The 18,518-nt window shown below is 32.6% G+C and carries 15 protein-coding genes and 1 pseudogene; 1 reads left to right on the top strand and 15 read right to left on the bottom strand.

What is annotated here, in order from left to right:
• Window positions 1-155: pseudogene (locus IDG64_RS08045) on the top strand (glutathione peroxidase); the annotation flags it as partial.
• A gap of 221 nt (window positions 156-376) precedes the next feature.
• Here the strand turns inward: IDG64_RS08045 and hfq are convergent.
• The 15 genes from hfq to IDG64_RS08120 form a co-directional block, all read right to left on the bottom strand.
• Window positions 377-610, bottom strand: coding sequence for an RNA chaperone Hfq (gene hfq / locus IDG64_RS08050; RefSeq protein WP_000561358.1), 234 nt, complete (start codon window positions 608-610; stop codon window positions 377-379).
• A 14-nt stretch (window positions 611-624) separates the two neighbouring features.
• Window positions 625-1,560 carry a tRNA (adenosine(37)-N6)-dimethylallyltransferase MiaA gene (miaA, locus tag IDG64_RS08055; protein ID WP_001548613.1) on the bottom strand — a complete coding sequence of 312 codons (936 nt, stop codon included), beginning with the start codon at window positions 1,558-1,560 and terminating at the stop codon, window positions 625-627.
• 17 nt (window positions 1,561-1,577) lie between these two features.
• Window positions 1,578-2,492: an alpha/beta fold hydrolase gene (locus IDG64_RS08060; protein WP_000136950.1), complete on the bottom strand. Its 915-nt coding sequence runs from the start codon at window positions 2,490-2,492 to the stop codon at window positions 1,578-1,580.
• Between the two features lie 149 nt (window positions 2,493-2,641).
• The gene (locus IDG64_RS08065; protein ID WP_001218596.1) at window positions 2,642-4,315 is read right to left on the bottom strand and encodes a glycerol-3-phosphate dehydrogenase/oxidase; all 1,674 of its coding nucleotides are present in this window, start codon (window positions 4,313-4,315) and stop codon (window positions 2,642-2,644) included.
• Window positions 4,316-4,472: 157 nt separating this feature from the next.
• Window positions 4,473-5,969: a glycerol kinase GlpK gene (gene glpK / locus IDG64_RS08070; protein WP_000417376.1), complete on the bottom strand. Its 1,497-nt coding sequence runs from the start codon at window positions 5,967-5,969 to the stop codon at window positions 4,473-4,475.
• A 128-nt stretch (window positions 5,970-6,097) separates the two neighbouring features.
• Window positions 6,098-6,916, bottom strand: coding sequence for an MIP/aquaporin family protein (locus IDG64_RS08075; protein WP_001103743.1), 819 nt, complete (start codon window positions 6,914-6,916; stop codon window positions 6,098-6,100).
• Window positions 6,917-7,380: 464 nt separating this feature from the next.
• Window positions 7,381-7,923: a glycerol-3-phosphate responsive antiterminator gene (locus IDG64_RS08080; RefSeq protein ID WP_001077635.1), complete on the bottom strand. Its 543-nt coding sequence runs from the start codon at window positions 7,921-7,923 to the stop codon at window positions 7,381-7,383.
• 5 nt (window positions 7,924-7,928) lie between these two features.
• Window positions 7,929-9,938: a DNA mismatch repair endonuclease MutL gene (gene mutL / locus IDG64_RS08085; protein ID WP_000516264.1), complete on the bottom strand. Its 2,010-nt coding sequence runs from the start codon at window positions 9,936-9,938 to the stop codon at window positions 7,929-7,931.
• Between the two features lie 12 nt (window positions 9,939-9,950).
• On the bottom strand, window positions 9,951-12,569 hold the full coding sequence (gene mutS, locus IDG64_RS08090; RefSeq protein ID WP_000073330.1) for a DNA mismatch repair protein MutS: 2,619 nt from the start codon (window positions 12,567-12,569) through the stop codon (window positions 9,951-9,953).
• A 302-nt stretch (window positions 12,570-12,871) separates the two neighbouring features.
• The gene (gene thiW, locus IDG64_RS08095) at window positions 12,872-13,363 is read right to left on the bottom strand and encodes an energy coupling factor transporter S component ThiW (protein WP_000842277.1); all 492 of its coding nucleotides are present in this window, start codon (window positions 13,361-13,363) and stop codon (window positions 12,872-12,874) included.
• Between the two features lie 26 nt (window positions 13,364-13,389).
• Window positions 13,390-13,755 carry a YlbF/YmcA family competence regulator gene (locus IDG64_RS08100; protein WP_200626236.1) on the bottom strand — a complete coding sequence of 122 codons (366 nt, stop codon included), beginning with the start codon at window positions 13,753-13,755 and terminating at the stop codon, window positions 13,390-13,392.
• Window positions 13,756-15,300, bottom strand: a complete 1,545-nt coding sequence (gene miaB, locus IDG64_RS08105) for a tRNA (N6-isopentenyl adenosine(37)-C2)-methylthiotransferase MiaB (protein ID WP_001001524.1) — start codon at window positions 15,298-15,300, stop codon at window positions 13,756-13,758.
• Between the two features lie 133 nt (window positions 15,301-15,433).
• Window positions 15,434-15,727, bottom strand: a complete 294-nt coding sequence (locus tag IDG64_RS08110) for a thiamine-binding protein (RefSeq protein ID WP_206171301.1) — start codon at window positions 15,725-15,727, stop codon at window positions 15,434-15,436.
• 93 nt (window positions 15,728-15,820) lie between these two features.
• On the bottom strand, window positions 15,821-16,687 hold the full coding sequence (locus IDG64_RS08115; RefSeq protein ID WP_000190138.1) for a 2-oxoacid:ferredoxin oxidoreductase subunit beta: 867 nt from the start codon (window positions 16,685-16,687) through the stop codon (window positions 15,821-15,823).
• A complete protein-coding gene (locus IDG64_RS08120) occupies window positions 16,688-18,448 on the bottom strand; it encodes a 2-oxoacid:acceptor oxidoreductase subunit alpha (protein ID WP_000804321.1) in 1,761 nt (586 codons plus the stop codon).
• Window positions 18,449-18,518 lie beyond the last annotated feature (70 nt).

Raw genomic sequence — 18,518 nt, forward strand, 5'->3', positions numbered from 1 at the left:
GATATTTGACTGCGGCACAACACGGATTCTTTAATGAGAAAATCAAATGGAATTTCACTAAGTTTTTAGTGGATCGCGAAGGTAACGTTGTTAAACGATTTGCACCTCAAAAAAAACCTGTTCAAATCGAAAGAGAAATAGAAAAATTATTATAAAATAGACTAGCTCATAGCAAATAAAACGCTTCATATAAAGTCGTATCATATATTGACTCGACCTTTATATGAAGCGTTTTTATTACAAACATTCCTCTATTGTATCTTGTCATTTGAACATCATTTAATTGATGTCACATATGACTTTATTTCTATATCTATTTATCATACTTCAAACGTTATGTACACGAGTCATTAAATCGTGCCCATATGATTACAACTTATTCTTCACTTTCAGTAGATGCTTGACCTTCAGTTTCTACTGTATAAGTGCTGATCGCATGTTTGTAAATCAAGTGTTGTTTGCCTTGAGAATTTAAGCTTACGACATACTTGTCGTATTCTTCAATAACACCTTTCATTTGGAAACCGTTTAGAAAGAATACAGTTACTTCAGTTTGGTTTGCTTTAAAATTCTCTAGTGCTTTGTCTTGGATGTTTTCGTTTGCAATCATCTGTCGGACTCCTTTTACTTAATCTGGGTTGTAATCTCATCTAACATCATTTGAAGTGACATATTTTCTTTATCTAACCAATGAACACTCATTTTATTCTTGAACCATGTCATTTGTCGTTTTGCATATTGGCGTGAATGTTGCTTTAAATCATTGACAGCATCTTCATAAATCATTTGTCCGTTAATCACAGGTATTAATTCTTTATATCCAATAGCTTGCATACTTTGGCAAGATTCATAGCCTTGTTCAACAAGTTGTTGCACTTCTCTAAATAATCCGTGATCCAACATAATATCAACACGTTTATTTATTCTTGAATATAATGTTTTACGCGACATTTCAATCCCTAATAATAATGTATCATAATTTTCAGTAAATTGTTGCACTTTCTTGCGATTACTCAAAAGTTTTTTTGTTTTTAAATAATATTCAATAGCGCGCAACACTCTTTGGCGGTTGTTAGGGTGAATATTTTCTGCAGAAACCGCATCAAATTGAGCTAAATAATCGTGTAGTTGCTGATTATCTAAATGTTCTAATGCAGATAACTTTTGTTTAACTATGGATAATTGTGCAGGTGTAACTGTTTCATCTTCTAATTCATAATTATATATTAATGATTGAATATATAAGCCTGTTCCACCTGCTATGATTGGAACTTTACCTCTATTCGTTATATCAGTAATTAAATCTTCTGCTAATCGCTTGAATTCATATGCTGAAAATGTATCATCAGGATTCAAGATATCAATTAAATGATGTGGAATACCATCCATTTCTTCAGGTGTTACTTTTGCAGTTCCAATATTCATATGTTTGTAAACTTGCATAGAATCACCGCTTATGATTTCACCATTGATACGCTTCGCGAGTTCTATGCTAAGCTCTGTTTTACCTGAAGCAGTTGGCCCCACAATTACTACAATAAAAGGCTTATTTTTATTCATATTTAATTCCACTTTCTTTATTTTTTATAAAATTGATTCAACCATTTAAACAAGTCTTCCCAAATTTTGTCATGATCTTTTTCAAATAACACTTCATGACGTTTATGATGATAAAGATTCACTTTAACATTTTTAATGCCAGCTTTTCTATATATATTCGCCAATTTTAAAATCCCTTTACCATAATCACCTAAAGGATCGTCATATCCTGAAACTAATAATATAGGCATGGCATGATTTAACATTTTCATATTTTTTAATTGTGATGTATGTAGCATATAATAGGCTGTTTGATATAATAATTGATTTGACACATTAAATCCACTATATGGATCTTTAATAAAGTTATCTACTTCAATTGGATTACTAGAAATCCAATCACTTTGTGTACGTAATGGACGTATTTTTTTATTAAAACTATTTGATACTAACTGGTTAACCCATTCAACTCGTTTCTCAGCACCATAAATTTTTGTAATCAGTTGTAACACTTTAACGGTTGGTAAACCTTTCCATAATGAATACATACCAGTACCACTTAAAATTAGACCATCAACATATTGCGGATATGTTTCTACAAACAATCTAGCTATAACGGATCCCATTGAATGTCCGATTATAATGTATGGTTTATCAACATTGCCTCTCACTGTTTGCGCTACTTCAAAGGCATCACCGATAACTCGTTTCATATCATCGTAATGCCCTCTTGTTGATTCATCAATATTAATACCATGTCCTCGATGATTATGACGTATCACATCGAAGCCATGCTTTGAAAGTGCATGTGCTAATTTATCGTAACGTTCCATATGTTCAGCCATACCATGAAATATATGAATAATTCCTTTTGAATCTACATCTGTAAAATTCACTTTAACTTCAATATTCGTATTATCTTGTACAGTTAATTTAAATTGTTTTTCAGTCATCATCTCACACCTTTAATAACAACGCTTTTATATTCGCTTTTATTATTATCATACATTTAGTGATGCATAGTTTCAATTGACTAATGTATCTCGTATAAAAAAACTGATGCCCTTAAAACAGGACACCAGTTTATGATTGTACAAATTAATTATTCTTTAACTGCTGGTTGATTATTTCCATGTTGCGCTTCTTTAATTGCTTGCTCAACTTCTTCAGTATATGCTTCAATTTGAGCTGGAGAGTAATCAAGCATATCTGCCATAATATCGATGACAGCATCTTTATAATCTAATACATCTTTAATATTGAAATACATTTTACCAGAACGACGAACTAAGAAATCGTTAGGTTTGTATACCATTTCTTGTTGAATACTATAAACAAGTTCTACATAAATTTCTAATGGTAACTTGCTATCATGGTATTGAGATGTTTGCGCAATGTTGAACAATTCATCAACATTTGAACCATATTTAGATGCTAAACGTCTTGCAACATCTTCATCAATGCCGAATCCTTTAGCTACATCTACTTTTTGCTCTACAAACGCATCAAAGTTCTTGCTACCACCTACATCGCCACCTGAAATTGCCAGACCTTTTGTATTACATGGACTAAATGTTAAACCGTAGTCTTTTTTCAAGCGTTTAGATACTAAATCAACAATGTCTTGAGCCATGTGACGATAGCCTGTTAATTTACCACCTGCAATAGTTAATAAACCTGATTTACCTTCCCAAATTTCATCCTTACGAGAGATTTCAGAAGGGTCTTTGCCTTCTTCGTAAATTAATGGTCTAATTCCTGCCCATGTTGATTCAATATCTTCATCTGTAACATTAACACTAGGGAACATGTAATTAATCGCATCGATTAAATAGTCTCTGTCTTCTTGTGTAGTTAATGGTGAAGATTTGATATTGTCATAGAATGTATCTGTAGTACCTACATACGCTTTTCCTTCACGTGGAATTGCAAAAATCATTCTTCCATCTTTTTCAGTATCAAAGTATACTGCTTGACCTAATGGGAATTTTGATTGATCAATAACAACATGTACACCTTTAGTTAAACGTAATTTTTTATTATTGCGTGCATAATCACCACTTCTAACATCATCAACCCATGGACCTGCTGCATTAACCACTTTTTTAGCCTTAATTGTATAATTTTCATTAGTTAATTTATCTATAACTTTAACACCATTTACTTGTTGATTTTTATCATAAGTGAAGTGTTCAGATTTAGTATAGTTGATAATTTCTGCGCCTTTTTCAGCAGCACGCTTCATAACTTCAATAGTTAAACGCGCATCGTCAGTACGATATTCAACATAGTAACCGCCGCCTTTTAGACCTTCTTTTTTAACTAATGGTTCTTTAGCTAAAGTTTCTTTTTTAGATAACATTTTTTTACGTTCAGACTTCTTAACACCTGCTAAACGATCATACATTCCTAAACCAATTGATGTTGAGAATTTACCAAATGTTCCACCTTTATGCATTGGTAAAAGCATCCACTCTGGAGTCGTAACATGAGGTCCATTTTCATAAACAATCGCACGTTCTTTACCAGTTTCGGCAACTACTCCAATTTGGAATTGTTTTAAGTAACGTAAACCACCATGGACTAATTTTGTAGATCTTGAGCTTGTTCCTTGTGCAAAGTCTTGCATTTCAACTAATGCAACTTTCATTCCTCTTTCACTCGCGTCTAGTGCAATACCTGCACCTGTAATACCGCCACCAATAATTACTAAATCATATTCATCATTTCTTAAATTCTTTTTAATATGTTCTCTCTTAAAAGTAGACAATGCCATTCCAAAACGCCTCCTAAAAAATGTAAAAACGAGAGACTTGTCCCACATAAACAATCCTTCAATTGTACATGTTCGAACAAATCTCTCGCTTCTCGATTCAAATATTAACTTAAATTGATTGTATCACAATGTTTATACAAAAGTCTAATCTACAAGTTTATTCTGTTTTAAAAACTTGTGTTGCTTCAACAGCTTTTTTCCAACCTCTATATAATTTTTCTCTTTCGCCTTCATCCATTTTCGGATCGAATTTTTCTTCTAATTTCCAGTTTTTAGCGATATCATCTTTACTCTCCCAGAATCCAACTGCTAATCCTGCTAAAAATGCAGCACCTAAAGCTGTAGTTTCTTGAATTTCAGGTCTTTCAACAGAAGTATTAACAATGTCTGCTTGGAACTGCATAATAAAGTTGTTTTTAACTGCACCACCATCGACACGTAAACTTTGGACATCAATACCAGAGTCTTTTGACATTGCTTCCATAACGTCACGAGTTTGGTAACATAGTGATTCTAAAGTTGCACGGATAAAGTGCTCTTTTTCAGTTCCACGTGATAAACCGAAAATCGCACCACGTGCTTCAGAATCCCAATATGGTGTTCCTAAACCTACAAAAGCTGGAACAACATAAACACCCTCAGTAGAGTCAACTCGTGTCGCATAACTTTCTGATTGTGGTGCTGAATTAATCATTCTTAATCCATCACGTAACCATTGGATTGCTGAACCCGAAACAAAGATGGAACCTTCAAGCGCATAATTTACTTTTCCATCAATACCATAAGCAATTGTTGTTAATAAACCACTTTCAGATTTAACCGCTTTGTCACCTGTATTCATTAACATGAAGCCACCAGTTCCATATGTGTTTTTCACGTCACCACGTTCGAAGCAAGCTTGTCCAAATAATGCTGCTTGTTGATCACCAGCTACACCAGCGATTGGTACTTCTTGACCATAGAAGTGGTAATCAATTGTCTTACCATATACTTCACTTGAAGGTTTAACTTCTGGCAACATATTTTTAGGTACTGTAAGTAGTTCTAATAACTCATCGTCCCATTCTAAATCATGGATATTAAACATTAATGTACGACTCGCATTTGAATAATCAGTAATATGCGCAGCTTTTCCTGATAATTTCCATACTAACCAAGTATCAATCGTTCCAAATAATAGATCGCCATTTTCTGCTTTTTCTCGTGCACCTTCAACATTGTCTAGAATCCATTTAACTTTTGTACCTGCAAAATACGGATCTAAAAGTAATCCTGTCTTATCTCTAAATGTTTGTTCATATCCTTGTTGTTTTAATTCTGAACAAATTGATTGTGTTTGACGTGATTGCCAAACAATTGCGTGATAAATTGGGCGGCCAGTATGTTTGTCCCAAACCACCGTTGTTTCGCGTTGGTTTGTAATACCGATACCTGCAATTTGATCAGCTCTAACATCATTTTCATTAATTACTTCCGTCATTACAGCTAACACAGATGTCCAAATTTCATTTGCATCATGTTCAACCCAACCTGATTGTGGAAAATATTGCTTAAACTCACGTTGTGCTACCCCTGCAATTTCCCCTTTTTGATTGAATAAAATCGCTCTTGAGCTTGTTGTTCCTTGGTCTATAGATAAAATATATTTTTCCATTAGTAGTATCTCCTTTATTAAAAAATAATCGCTAACCCATTGTACAAAATCTGTTAAATTTTGGCGAAAAAATAGCATAATCCATGAATCAAACATGTTAAATTATGCTATTTACGTTTCTTTTTATTTTAGTAAATTGATTCGATATCACCTTTTTTTGATGATTTATTTAAAATGTAACCTAAAATCAAAGTAATAATAACTACAACAATTGCAATTGCACAACCAATATTAAATGTATGTTTATAAAATACAGCGTATACCACTGCACCTAATAAACCACCGGCAATTGGTCCTAAGATAGGAACGATTGCATATGACCAATTTGAACCACCTTTACCAGCTATTGGTAAAATCGCATGTGCAATTCTCGGACCTAAATCACGTGCTGGGTTGATTGCATAACCAGTAGCACCGCCTAAACTTAATCCGATTGCAACAATTAATGCTCCGACAATTAAAGGATTTAAACCATCGGCAATTTTGTTTACACCGATAAATAAAATACCTAAAGTTAATGCCATTGTTCCGATAATCTCACTTAAAAAGTTGGCAAAGTAATTCTTAATAGCCGGTGCTGTAGAGAAAACACCTAATTTCGCGCCAGCTTCTTCTGTCGCTTTCCAATGTGGCAAGTACATTAACCATACAATTGTTGCTCCGACAATTGCACCTAACATTTGAGCAACAATATAACCAGGAACTAATGACCAATCAAAACTTCCGTCTAATGCAAGAGCTAAAGACACCGCTGGGTTTAAATGTGCACCTGAGAATTGACCGACAGCAAACACACCCATTGTAACCGCTAATCCCCATCCAGCTGTGATGACAATCCAATCAGCACCATTCGCAGCACTTCTCTTTAAATTGACATTGGCACAAACGCCACCACCAAAAAGGATTAAGATTGCAGTTCCTAGGAATTCTGCTAAATATACATTCATATTAAATGTCCTCCCAAAAAGACAAAGAGATTCCTACACCAGCAGTTTGGCTCGTAGAAATCTCCCGTCTCTATTCTATGTATTAACTTTTATTATATTTGTTATGATACTATCGATATGAAAGCGTTGTCAATGGTTTTTGTAAAAATTTTGTCAAATTTAATTTTTCAAGTCTTTATAAAAGTAGTTTAATTTGAAAACTAGAAATATCAATCCGCACTAATTTATTTATGACGCCATTATGTTTAATTGACATTCTTCAGCCATATTTTTTATGACTAGTTGCATTTTTTACTAATAAACACCTCTAAAACTTTAATGATTTTAATCGTTTTAGAGGTGCTAATTATGTTATTTAATTATTCTTTGTATGATACCTACTGCATATCCCATATGAAAACGGCTTTTTTAATATGTTATATGACTAAATCTCGTGAAAAATGAAATTTTTGCAGACTTATGATTTACCAAAGTTTATCATAACTAGTTGTTACATATTTCGCTCCATTTTTAACAGCTTCATTGACTTCATCTATTGTATTAATTAGGCCACCTGCAATGACTTGTGTGTTTGTTTCTTTCTGAATATGATGAATCGCTTTACTCGCAACACCTGGAAGTACTTCAACAAAATCAGGTTCAACTTTTTTTATCAAATCTATACTGCGTTTCAATGCTTGACTATCAATAATAAATACTCTAAAAATCGTTAAAGTATTTAATGATTTAGCTTTTTTTATTACTTTAGATTTAGTCGATACGATACCTTTTGGCTTGTATTGCTGAATAATAAATTCACTTGCAAATTCATCGTGGCTTAAACCTTTTATCAAATCTATATGAATAAAACACTCTATATGATTTTGCTTCAGCAATTCCATAATACTTTTTATATGTCCTATATGCATATCTAGAAGCACACACATTTTATAATCTGTTTTAATCAGTTTCTCTAAATCTTTAATGTTTCTTATGGCAGGCAATATGTTGTTATTCACTTGATTCATCCTCTCTACATCACACGCTTAAATAATTTTTCTAATTCGTATTTTGAAAAATTAATGATAATTGGACGACCATGTGGACATGTAAATGGATCTTCCGCTTCTCTTAATTGATCAATTAAATCAGACATTTCATGTTTTTGTAAATAATGATTCGCTTTAATAGATTTTTTACATGACATCATGATTGCTACATCTTCACGTAATTTTTTGATATCTACTTTTTTCTCTTCCAAAATTAGCTCAATCATATCTTTAATAATTTCTTCTACTTCATCTTTAGGGAACCAAACTGGATAGCTACTTACAATATAATCATGACCACCAAAATGTTCTAACATGATACCTACTTGTTGAAGCTCATTTTTATATTGATCAATGACTAATTGTTCATCTTTTGAAAAATGAAATGTTAACGGGATTAATAAATCTTGTACTTCATTGGTAACTTCACCTATTTTATCTCGAAAATATTCATATTTTATTCTTTCTTGAGCTGCATGCTGGTCAATCATGTACATGCCAAATTCATTTTGAGCAATAATATACGTTCCATGTACTTGGCCAACAATTTCCATATATGGAATTCTTCGTTTAGGGTCTTTACTTTTTGTTCCTTTAATATCGTTTACATCATAATAATCATCAGACGCTTTATTCTCATAATTTTGCACAGATGTATCGTCATTCGAATCAAATGTTTGATCCATTTCTTGTAGAATTTCTTGTTGCTTTTTGAAGTAGTCTTCATCTTTTTCACGTGTATTATTATAACCGGAAGATTCATCATCAGCTATTAAACTTTCAGACGTTTTCGTTACGAATGGATTATATGAATCTTCTCTTATAACTATTTCATCGTTTTGATTTTCTACCATAAATGGCTTACTGTTACTTTCTTCAGATGAAAACGTCTTCTCTTGATTATTCTCTGTGTTTTGTCTTTGTTCAAATTCGATTTTTTGTTGTTCGAATGAATGTAACACTTTATTTTTTTTCGGCACATAATCCAAGTTATTTTTAGGAATTAATATACGGTCTTTAAATGCTTCTTGTATTTTGCTCACTATCAATTGATATAGTTGCTCTTCTTTTGATAAACGCACTTCTAGTTTTGTTGGATGAACATTTACGTCTACTAAGATTGGATCCATTTCAATATTAATATAACAAATCGGGAACCTACCTATTGTTAAGAGTGTATGATAGCCTTCTAAAATCGCTTTATTTAGCATAAAGTTTTTAATGTATCGTCCATTAATAAAAATAGAAATATAGTGCTTATTACTTCTAGAATGTTCAGGCTTTGCAACAAAACCTTCAATGTGATAATCACTTGTATCTCCAGATATATGTACTAAATCTCGTGCAACTTTCATCCCATAAATCTCTGCCATCACTTCATTAGTTCGTCCTGAACCATTTGTACTTAACATTGTTTTGCCATCTGAAATGAGTGCTATTCGAATGTCCGGATGGCTCATTGCCATTCTGTTGACAATATCTGTTATTTTACCTAGTTCAGTGTATAAACTTTTAATATATTTTAAACGTGCTGGTGTATTATAAAATAATGATTCTACAAGTATATCTGTTCCTTTTTTCGCTTTTGCAGGCTTATGATTTAATATTTCACCATTTTCTACATATATTTCATTTCCATTAGCATTATCCGTGCAAGTCTTCAATGTTACTTTAGCAACTGATGAAATACTGGCTAGTGCTTCACCACGGAATCCTAATGTCCTAATATGAAATAAATCTTCATCTTGATCTAATTTACTAGTCGCATGTCTATGAAATACTAATCCTAAGTCTTCCGCTTCAATTCCGCTTCCATTATCGACTACGCGAATAGATTGGACGCCAGATTCCTCTACTTCAATGCTTATTTCTGTAGCGCCTGCATCTATAGCATTTTCCAACAGTTCTTTCACAACAGAACTCGGTCTTTCAACTACTTCACCTGCTGCGATTTTATTTGCTAATGAGGTTTGGAGTTCTTTAATTTTCCCCATTTTGCAACACCTCTATTTTAATTGATTTTGTAATTCACTTAACTTCACCAATGCCTCAATTGGTGTCATATTAGATAAATTCAAATTTTTAATTTGTAGTTCAATCTCGCTTTCTTGATCATTTTCAAACAAATCAAATGATGCTTGTTCAAAGTCTTTTTGAGATAAAGTATCAGTTGTTTCTTCAACACTTAAGTTTAAATTTTCTTGATTAATTTCAGGTTCATTTTCGACCATTTTTAAATTTGATATCGATGATTTTTTACCAGCAGACGCTTCAAACTCGCTTAGAATCACTTGTGCTCTGCTAATAACTTTTTCAGGTAAATCAGCTAATTTCGCAACTTGAATACCATAACTATCGTCAACTGCACCATCTTTGACTTTATGCAAGAATATAAGTTCACCTTTATATTCATTAGCAGCGACGTGAACATTTTTTAGACTTGGTAATGCTTGATCTAATGTTGTCAATTCATGATAATGTGTTGAAAATAACGTTTTAGCATGTGATGTTTCAGCTACATACTCTATCATTGCCTGCGCTAAAGCTAAACCGTCATACGTTGAAGTACCACGTCCAATTTCATCGAAAATAATCAAACTATCCTCTGTTGCATAAGTTAATGCCTTTTGTGCTTCTAGCATTTCTACCATAAACGTACTCTTACCTGAAACCAAATCATCTGCCGCACCTATTCTAGTGAATATTTGATCAAATATAGGTAACACTGCCTCTTTACAAGGGACATAAGCTCCCATTTGGGCCATTATACTAATTATGGCAACTTGTCTCATATATGTCGATTTACCAGACATATTCGGACCTGTAATTAAATATATAAATGTTTCATTATCTAATCGACAATTATTAGGCACATAGTCATTATAATCCATTACTCTTTCCACTACTGGGTGCCTAGATTCCACTAATTCTAATGTTTTATTTTCACTAAATGAAGGCCTAGTGTAATTATATTTTTGAGCAATTTCTGCAAAGCTCTGTAAACAATCTAGCTCTGAAATAATTTTAGCTTGTTGTTGTAAACGTTCAGTATATTTTTTAACTTCTTCACGTAGCTGAACAAATAATTGATATTCTAATTCGATGGCTTTGTCTTCCGCACCTAAAATGATATCTTCTTTTTCTTTAAGTTCATCAGTTATAAAACGTTCAGCATTCGATAACGTTTGCTTCCTCATATAACCAAATTCACTTGGTTCAAAATTTTGCAAGTTGGCACGTGTTATTTCTATAAAATAACCAAACACTTTATTAAAGCTTATTTTCAATGATTTTATTCCTGTACGTTGTCTTTCTTTGGCTTGTAATTCTGCTAACCATGTTTTTCCGTTTTTTGAAGCTTCAAGATATTCATCTAATTGCGTATTAAAACCAACTTTGAATAGTCCGCCATCTTTAACTGAAATTGGTGGTTCTTCTACTAAACTCTGTTCTAATATATCAAGTAAATCATCAAGGGGTTCTAGTTGATTAACTTGTACAAGAGTATTCTGATTCATAGAATTTAGTAATGCTTTAATATTCGGTATTTCAGAAATGGAATGTTTAAGTTGAATTAAATCTCTCGCATTAACATTTCCGTAACTAACACGCCCAACAAGACGTTCAATATCATACACTTGATTAAGATATGTTCTTAAGGTGTCTCTTTCTATGAAATGAGCACTAAATTCATCAACGATATCTAATCGTGCTTCAATTTGTTCTTTACTTATTAGTGGTCTATCTATCCATTGTTTTAAGCGGCGTGCTCCCATTGGTGTTTTCGTTTCGTCCATTAGCCAAAGTAGCGTTCCTTTTTTTGATTTTAATCGAATGCTTTCCGTTAACTCAAGGTTTCTCTTAGCATAAAAATCCATTTTCATATAATCTATAGCTGCATATTGAACAACATCCTCGATATGCGATAAATCACGTTTTTGTGTATGATGAATATAATCTAGCAATAATTGTGTCGCTTGATACATTAATTTATGTTCAGTTTGATTCACACTATAGATTTCTGATGATAACGTTTCCCTGACTGTTATTGTTTCTGTCACCATATTAATTTGTCTTTTTAAATTATCGGAAATATTGTCATTGATAACAACTTCGTTAGGGTTTATCGTCGTAATTTCATTTAATAAAGTCGCTTCATCATTAAAATGTGTAACCTTTAATTCGCCAGTAGAAACATCACAGTAACTAAGCGCAATTTCAGGTTGATTCATAACAAAACTTAAAATATAGTTATTTTGTTTATCATCTACACCACCTTGCTCCATCACAGTTCCTGGAGTCACAATTCTTAATACCTCACGTCTAACCATACCTTTCGTTTGTTTCGGATCTTCCATCTGTTCACAAATAGCTACTTTATATCCATTATTAACAAGTGTATCTATATAACTATCTGCAGAATGATACGGAACACCACACATCGGAATTGGATTTTCTTTTTTAGCATCTCTTTTAGTTAAAGTAATTTCAAGTACACGTGATGCCTCCTTGGCATCTTCATAAAACATTTCATAGAAATCACCTAGTCTAAAAAATAATAAGCAATCTTGGTATTCTGATTTTATTTTTAAATATTGCTGCATCATTGGTGTAACATTAGACATATTATTTCTTCACAACCCTTGTCTCTTTTTAAAATTTGTCTTTACAATATATTCGTTTGTAAGCTTTCTAATTATTAATTATTTAACTTATACATTTTAACATACTTACTTTTACAAACCTATTCATACCATATAATCACGAAGCATCTTAAATGTATAAGAAAACGCCTCAAACCTAATAAAATGTGTCAATAGCATGTTTAGAATTATATTAAAATTCTAACATTCAAGACATTTAATTAAGTAAGGGCGTTCAATATTAAAATGAACAATGACTCTGTTTGAAATCATATATCATAAAATTATTTTATAAACCTTTGAAGAATACCACGTTTTTTTAGAGTAATTAATAAGAAATAACTTATAATAGATCCGATAGCACTTGAGACTATGAACGTAATCATTAACGGTTTAATGAAGAAGTCTTGAAGCCCGAGGAAATATGCTAATGGTATACAAATTAAACTTCCGATGACACCAGTTCCAAGTACTTCACCGACCGCGGCCATGAATATATGTTTACGATATATGTAAAACATACTAGCCAATAAAACTCCAATCATACTACCCGGAAATGCAAAAGCTGTACCAGTACCAAAAAGAACTCTTAAAATTGATGATATAAGCGCTTGAGCTAATCCATACCAAGGACCTACTATGACCGCACTTAATACATTTACAAAATGCTGTACTGGTGCTGCCTTAACTGGTCCTAGAGGAATGATGATAATACTGCTTAATACAACATTTATTGCAATTAAAAGTGCAGTTATAGCCAGTTTTCTTGATTTCATATGATTGTTCTCCTTTTTGTTTGTAATTAATCACTATGCTTGGCTTTATTATGGTCATTTAAACGTGTTTCCATTGTTGATACAAACATTTTCAATAATTGATTCGCTTCATATTGTGAAGTTTGAAACTGTTCAACTATGGGCAATGTATTTATTTCTGCTTCTATACTTTGAATGGTATGTTCCGACTGTTCTAGCGCATTTTTTTTCCCGTAATTTTGAAAGTTTACTGCTTGTTTTTGATGCTTTTTTAACATATCCATTTTAGTCTTTATCGTTTGGTTCTGATGAATCTGTGCTTCAATTTGTTGATATGTTTTGATAGTATCCAAATTTTTAATTTTATTTGCAATATTATCCGCTTGTTTCAACACGTCATCTTTATTATACATTTATTGAATCACCATTTCCGGCTCTACTTCCTTTACAAAACTGCCATTTAATGAATACTGTTTAGCTTCATCTATTCGTACTTCCACTAGTTTACCAATCATTTCTTTAGGCGCTTTGAAATTAACTAGCTTATTTTTATCAGTGTAGCCAGCAAGAACCTGATCATCTTTTTTACTACTACCTTCACAAAGTACTGTTACAGTTTGTCCTTCGTACTTACTCATAGCTATTTGTGAATAATGACCAACTTTTTTATTCAAACGTTGCAATCGTTCCTTTTTGACATTTAAAGGTACATTATCTTTCATTTTAGCAGCAGGCGTACCATCACGTTGTGAATACAAATACGTATATGCATGTTCAAAACCAACTTCATCATACAGAGTTAAAGTTTCTTCAAATTGTTCCTCTGATTCATTTGGATACCCTACAATAATATCTGTAGTTAATGCTACATTAGGAATTCTATCTTTGATTCGTTTTACTAAATCCAAATAACTTTCTCGTGTATATTTTCTACCCATTATTTTTAATACTGCATTATTTCCAGATTGAACTGGCAAGTGGATATGCGGAACGATATTACCACCCTCTGAAATAACATCAATCATGTGATCTGTAAAGTCCCAAGGATGACTTGTTGTGAAACGAACTCTTGGAATCGCTATTTTAGAAATTGCTTGTAAAAGATCTCCTAAGTCATATTCTATATCCTGTAAATCTTTACCATAAGAATTTACATTTTGACCTAAAAGCGTTATTTCTTTGTAACCTTCACGAGCAAGTTCACGTACTTCATCTATAATGTCTTCAGGTCTACGGCTTCGTTCTTTACCTCTTGTAAATGGAACAATACAATATGTACAAAACTTATCACAACCATACATAATATTGACCCATGCTTTAATGTTGCCTTCACGGACTTTTGGAAGATTTTCAATAACGTCTCCTTCTTTAGACCATACTTCAACAACCATTGCTTTAGATAAGTATGCTTCTTCTAAAATTTCTGGTAAATGATGAATATTATGTGTACCAAATATCATATCTACATTTTGATACGATTTTAAAATTTTATTCACTACTGACTCTTCTTGTGACATACAACCACAAACACCGATTAAAATATCAGGTCGTTCTTTTTTCAAATGCTTCAAATTACCTATTTCACTAAACACTTTGTTCTCGGCATTTTCTCTAATCGCACATGTATTAATTAAAATAACATCTGCAGTGTTAATATCAGTCGTTGCTTGATAGCCTAATGCTTCAAGTATACCAGCAATGACCTCAGTGTCATGTGCATTCATTTGACATCCATATGTTTTAATTAAAAATGTACGCTCGTTCCCCATACCGCGATATTTTTCATCAATTTGGAAATCTCTATTATAACGAACTTCTTGTTTACCTCTTTTTTTCGCTTCTTTTAAATTAGGCGGCTGATAAACATGTTCAAAATATTTACTATAATCTTTTTCTGCTTTCTTATCTCTCTCAGCTAAAACATCTACAGAACTTGCTTTTCTTTGTTCTTCGTTCACTTTACAAAATCCTTTCTATTTGCCCGTATCATTTAATAATTATATTAAATTTAACTATAAAGTGCAAAAACAGTTAAAGTTATACGTCATCTCTAACAAGCCAATTCAAATCCAGTTTACTTCACTTTTAATGTTATTCATCATATTTTTCAGTTAAAGTTTCAATAGTGATGCCATCTGGCACATGATAAAACTTAACTTGGCTAATAATACTTGGACATTCAAGTTCCACCATTCGTTCATTTAATGATTGTATTAAATTTAAACATTCATTCATATTTCCTTGTACTGTCGTTTCTAACGGACCTACTCTAAAATGCAAACCAGATTCGTCAATTATTTTAATCGCCTCGTCTACGTAAGGTATAACATTGTCATTGTTTGGTGTTTTAGGAATTATTTGTATACTCATTAATGTGTCTTTCATTTTTAAAAACTCCTTTATTTTTTGTAATAGTAAAAAACTGAGTAGCATAAATGGATCTGTTATAAATACATTTATACGACTCAGTTTTAATTATTAAATAAATTGTTCAGTTAATGCATTGAAGGTGTCTTCAGTAATTTTGATATCTCTTTTAGCAAGTGGTGTATCATCTAACTCTTTAATTTGAGATTCATATGATGGTGTTTCTTTATCTTGATAAACAATACCAGTTACTAAAGATTCATGTTCAATAACAGTTTTAGTCGCTAATTGTTTATCTGTAGAATCATAATTTTCAATGTCATCAACACTTGTTAAATGTTCTTTAAACCAATCGTATGTGTTAATTTTATTATAAGTCACACATGGTGAAAAGACATTAACGAATGAAAATCCATCATGATTAATTGCATCTTCAATTAGTTTTGTTAATCCTTTAATATCGCTTGAAAAACCTTGGGCTACAAATGTGGCACCAGATGATAATGCTAATTCTAAAGGCGCAACATTTTTTTCTATATTACCTTTTGGCGTTGTTTTAGTAACAAATCCTACTGCTGATGACGGCGATGTTTGTCCCTTTGTCAAACCATAAATTTGATTATCCATGACTATATACGTCATGTTCATATTTCTTCTTAAAGCATGGATTGTATGCCCCATACCTATAGCATAACCATCACCATCTCCTCCAGATGCAATAACAGTTAAATCTTTATTCGCCATTTTTACACCTTGAGCTAAAGGTAATGCACGTCCGTGAATAGAATGAACGCCATAAGAATTAATATATCCTGAAAGACGGCCAGAACATCCTATACCGGTGATGATAGCTACTTCTTCAGGTTCTAACCCTATATTTGCGGCTGCTTTTTGAATTGCAGCTTGTACTGAGAAATCGCCACATCCAGGGCACCAGTTAGGCTTAACATTATTTCTAAAATCTTTAAATGTCGCCATCTATACCATCTCCTTTATTTCAGTAGCAATTATTTTGCCTTTTTCTTCAATTTCATGTGGTAGGAAAGGTGTCCCATCATACTTTGTATAATTTTCAATCTTATCATGAATATTGACATTCATTTTTATAATACTAGCCAATTGTCCTTGATAATTGTGCTCCACTACAACGACTTTCTTCGCTTTATTAACTGCATCTTGAATAACGCTTGTTGGGAATGGATGCAATTGTCTAATTTGTACAGTGTTAACTTTTATACCTTGTTGATTCAAACGGTTACTACCTTCTTGAATTGCACCTTTTGTAGAAATAAAACCGATATAAAGAATATCTGCATCCTCATGTTGTAAGTTAGCTTCTACTGGCGATTCAATTAGTAACTGCTCAATTTTACGCATTCGTTTTTCCATTTGTTGTTGTCTATTTGACGCAGATTCACTAGGTTTACCTTCTTCATTGTGTTCCACACCAGTTATATGATGAATACCTCCTTTAACACCGGGGATAGGTCTAGGAGAAACACCATTGGATGTTAACGCATAACGCTTGAAATAACCTTTATCATCTTCTTCACGTTCAATATCAGATTGAATGATTTCACCACGTTTAATTTCAATGCGATTATAATCTAATTTTTCAACAGTTTGTTTACCTAAAGATAATTGCAAATCACTTAAAACTATAACAGGGCATTGATATTGTTCTGCTAAATTAAAGGCTTCCATAGTTAAATAAAATGCATCTTCTGCATCAGTTGGTGCTACAACTATTTTTGGAATATCACCATGTGTACCATAAATCATTTGCATTAAATCTGACTGTTCTTGTTTCGTAGGTAATCCAGTAGAAGGTCCACCTCGTTGAGTATTAATAATGACTAATGGCGTTTCAGTCATACCAGATAATCCAATTGCTTCCATCATTAAAGATAAACCTGGACCAGCACTAGCCGTAAACGCTCTGACTCCACCATAATTTGCACCAATAGCCATAGTTACAGCAGCAATTTCATCTTCTGTTTGAATAACCGCTCCGTTTACTTTAGATATATTGGCAATCATATATTCCATAACTTCAGACGCAGGTGTAATAGGATATGCCGCCATAAATTGTGAACCTGCAGCAATTGCACCTAATCCAATGGCATCGTTACCAATCATATATAGATGTGGTAGTGCATCTGTTGACTCTAATTCAAAGTCCCCGTCGATTTCAGGTAAGCGGGATTGCATTAATTGATAACCTTCGTTTAATGCTTGGATATTGACTTCAACTACCTTGTCACCTTTTTTAGAAAACATATTAGTAATAAGTTCTTCAAATGTATTTGTATTCAAATTCATCAATGCGCTAGTAGCACCTATTGCAACCATGTTTTTCATTAATGCTGTACCTAATTCTTTAGCGGTTGCTGTAAAAGGTAATTCAATAAGCTGTGCATGACATCCTTCTGGTTTCACAGGTTTAGCCTTGGCATCAGCTAAAATAATACTGTCTTCTCTCATTTCATGATGGTTAACATCAATTGTTTCTTGGTCAAATGCAATCAAAATATCTAAATCATCACTAATTGCATGAACAGGCGTCGTAGAAACTCTAATTTTATTATTCGTATGTCCACCTTTGATACGACTTGAAAAATGTCTATATCCATATAAATAATATCCTTTTCTATTCATAGCCGTAGCGAAGATTTCCCCAGTTGATTCAATACCTTCGCCTTGTTGACCGCCAACTTTCCACGATAATTGTGGTTTCATAGTTATATGCCTCCTATGGATATATTTCATATTAAATGATAACAAAAAGAACCACCGATTTACTATGTAA

The organism is Staphylococcus sp. EG-SA-15 (assembly GCF_017151895.1).
In the GTDB taxonomy this organism is placed as follows: domain Bacteria; phylum Bacillota; class Bacilli; order Staphylococcales; family Staphylococcaceae; genus Staphylococcus; species Staphylococcus aureus.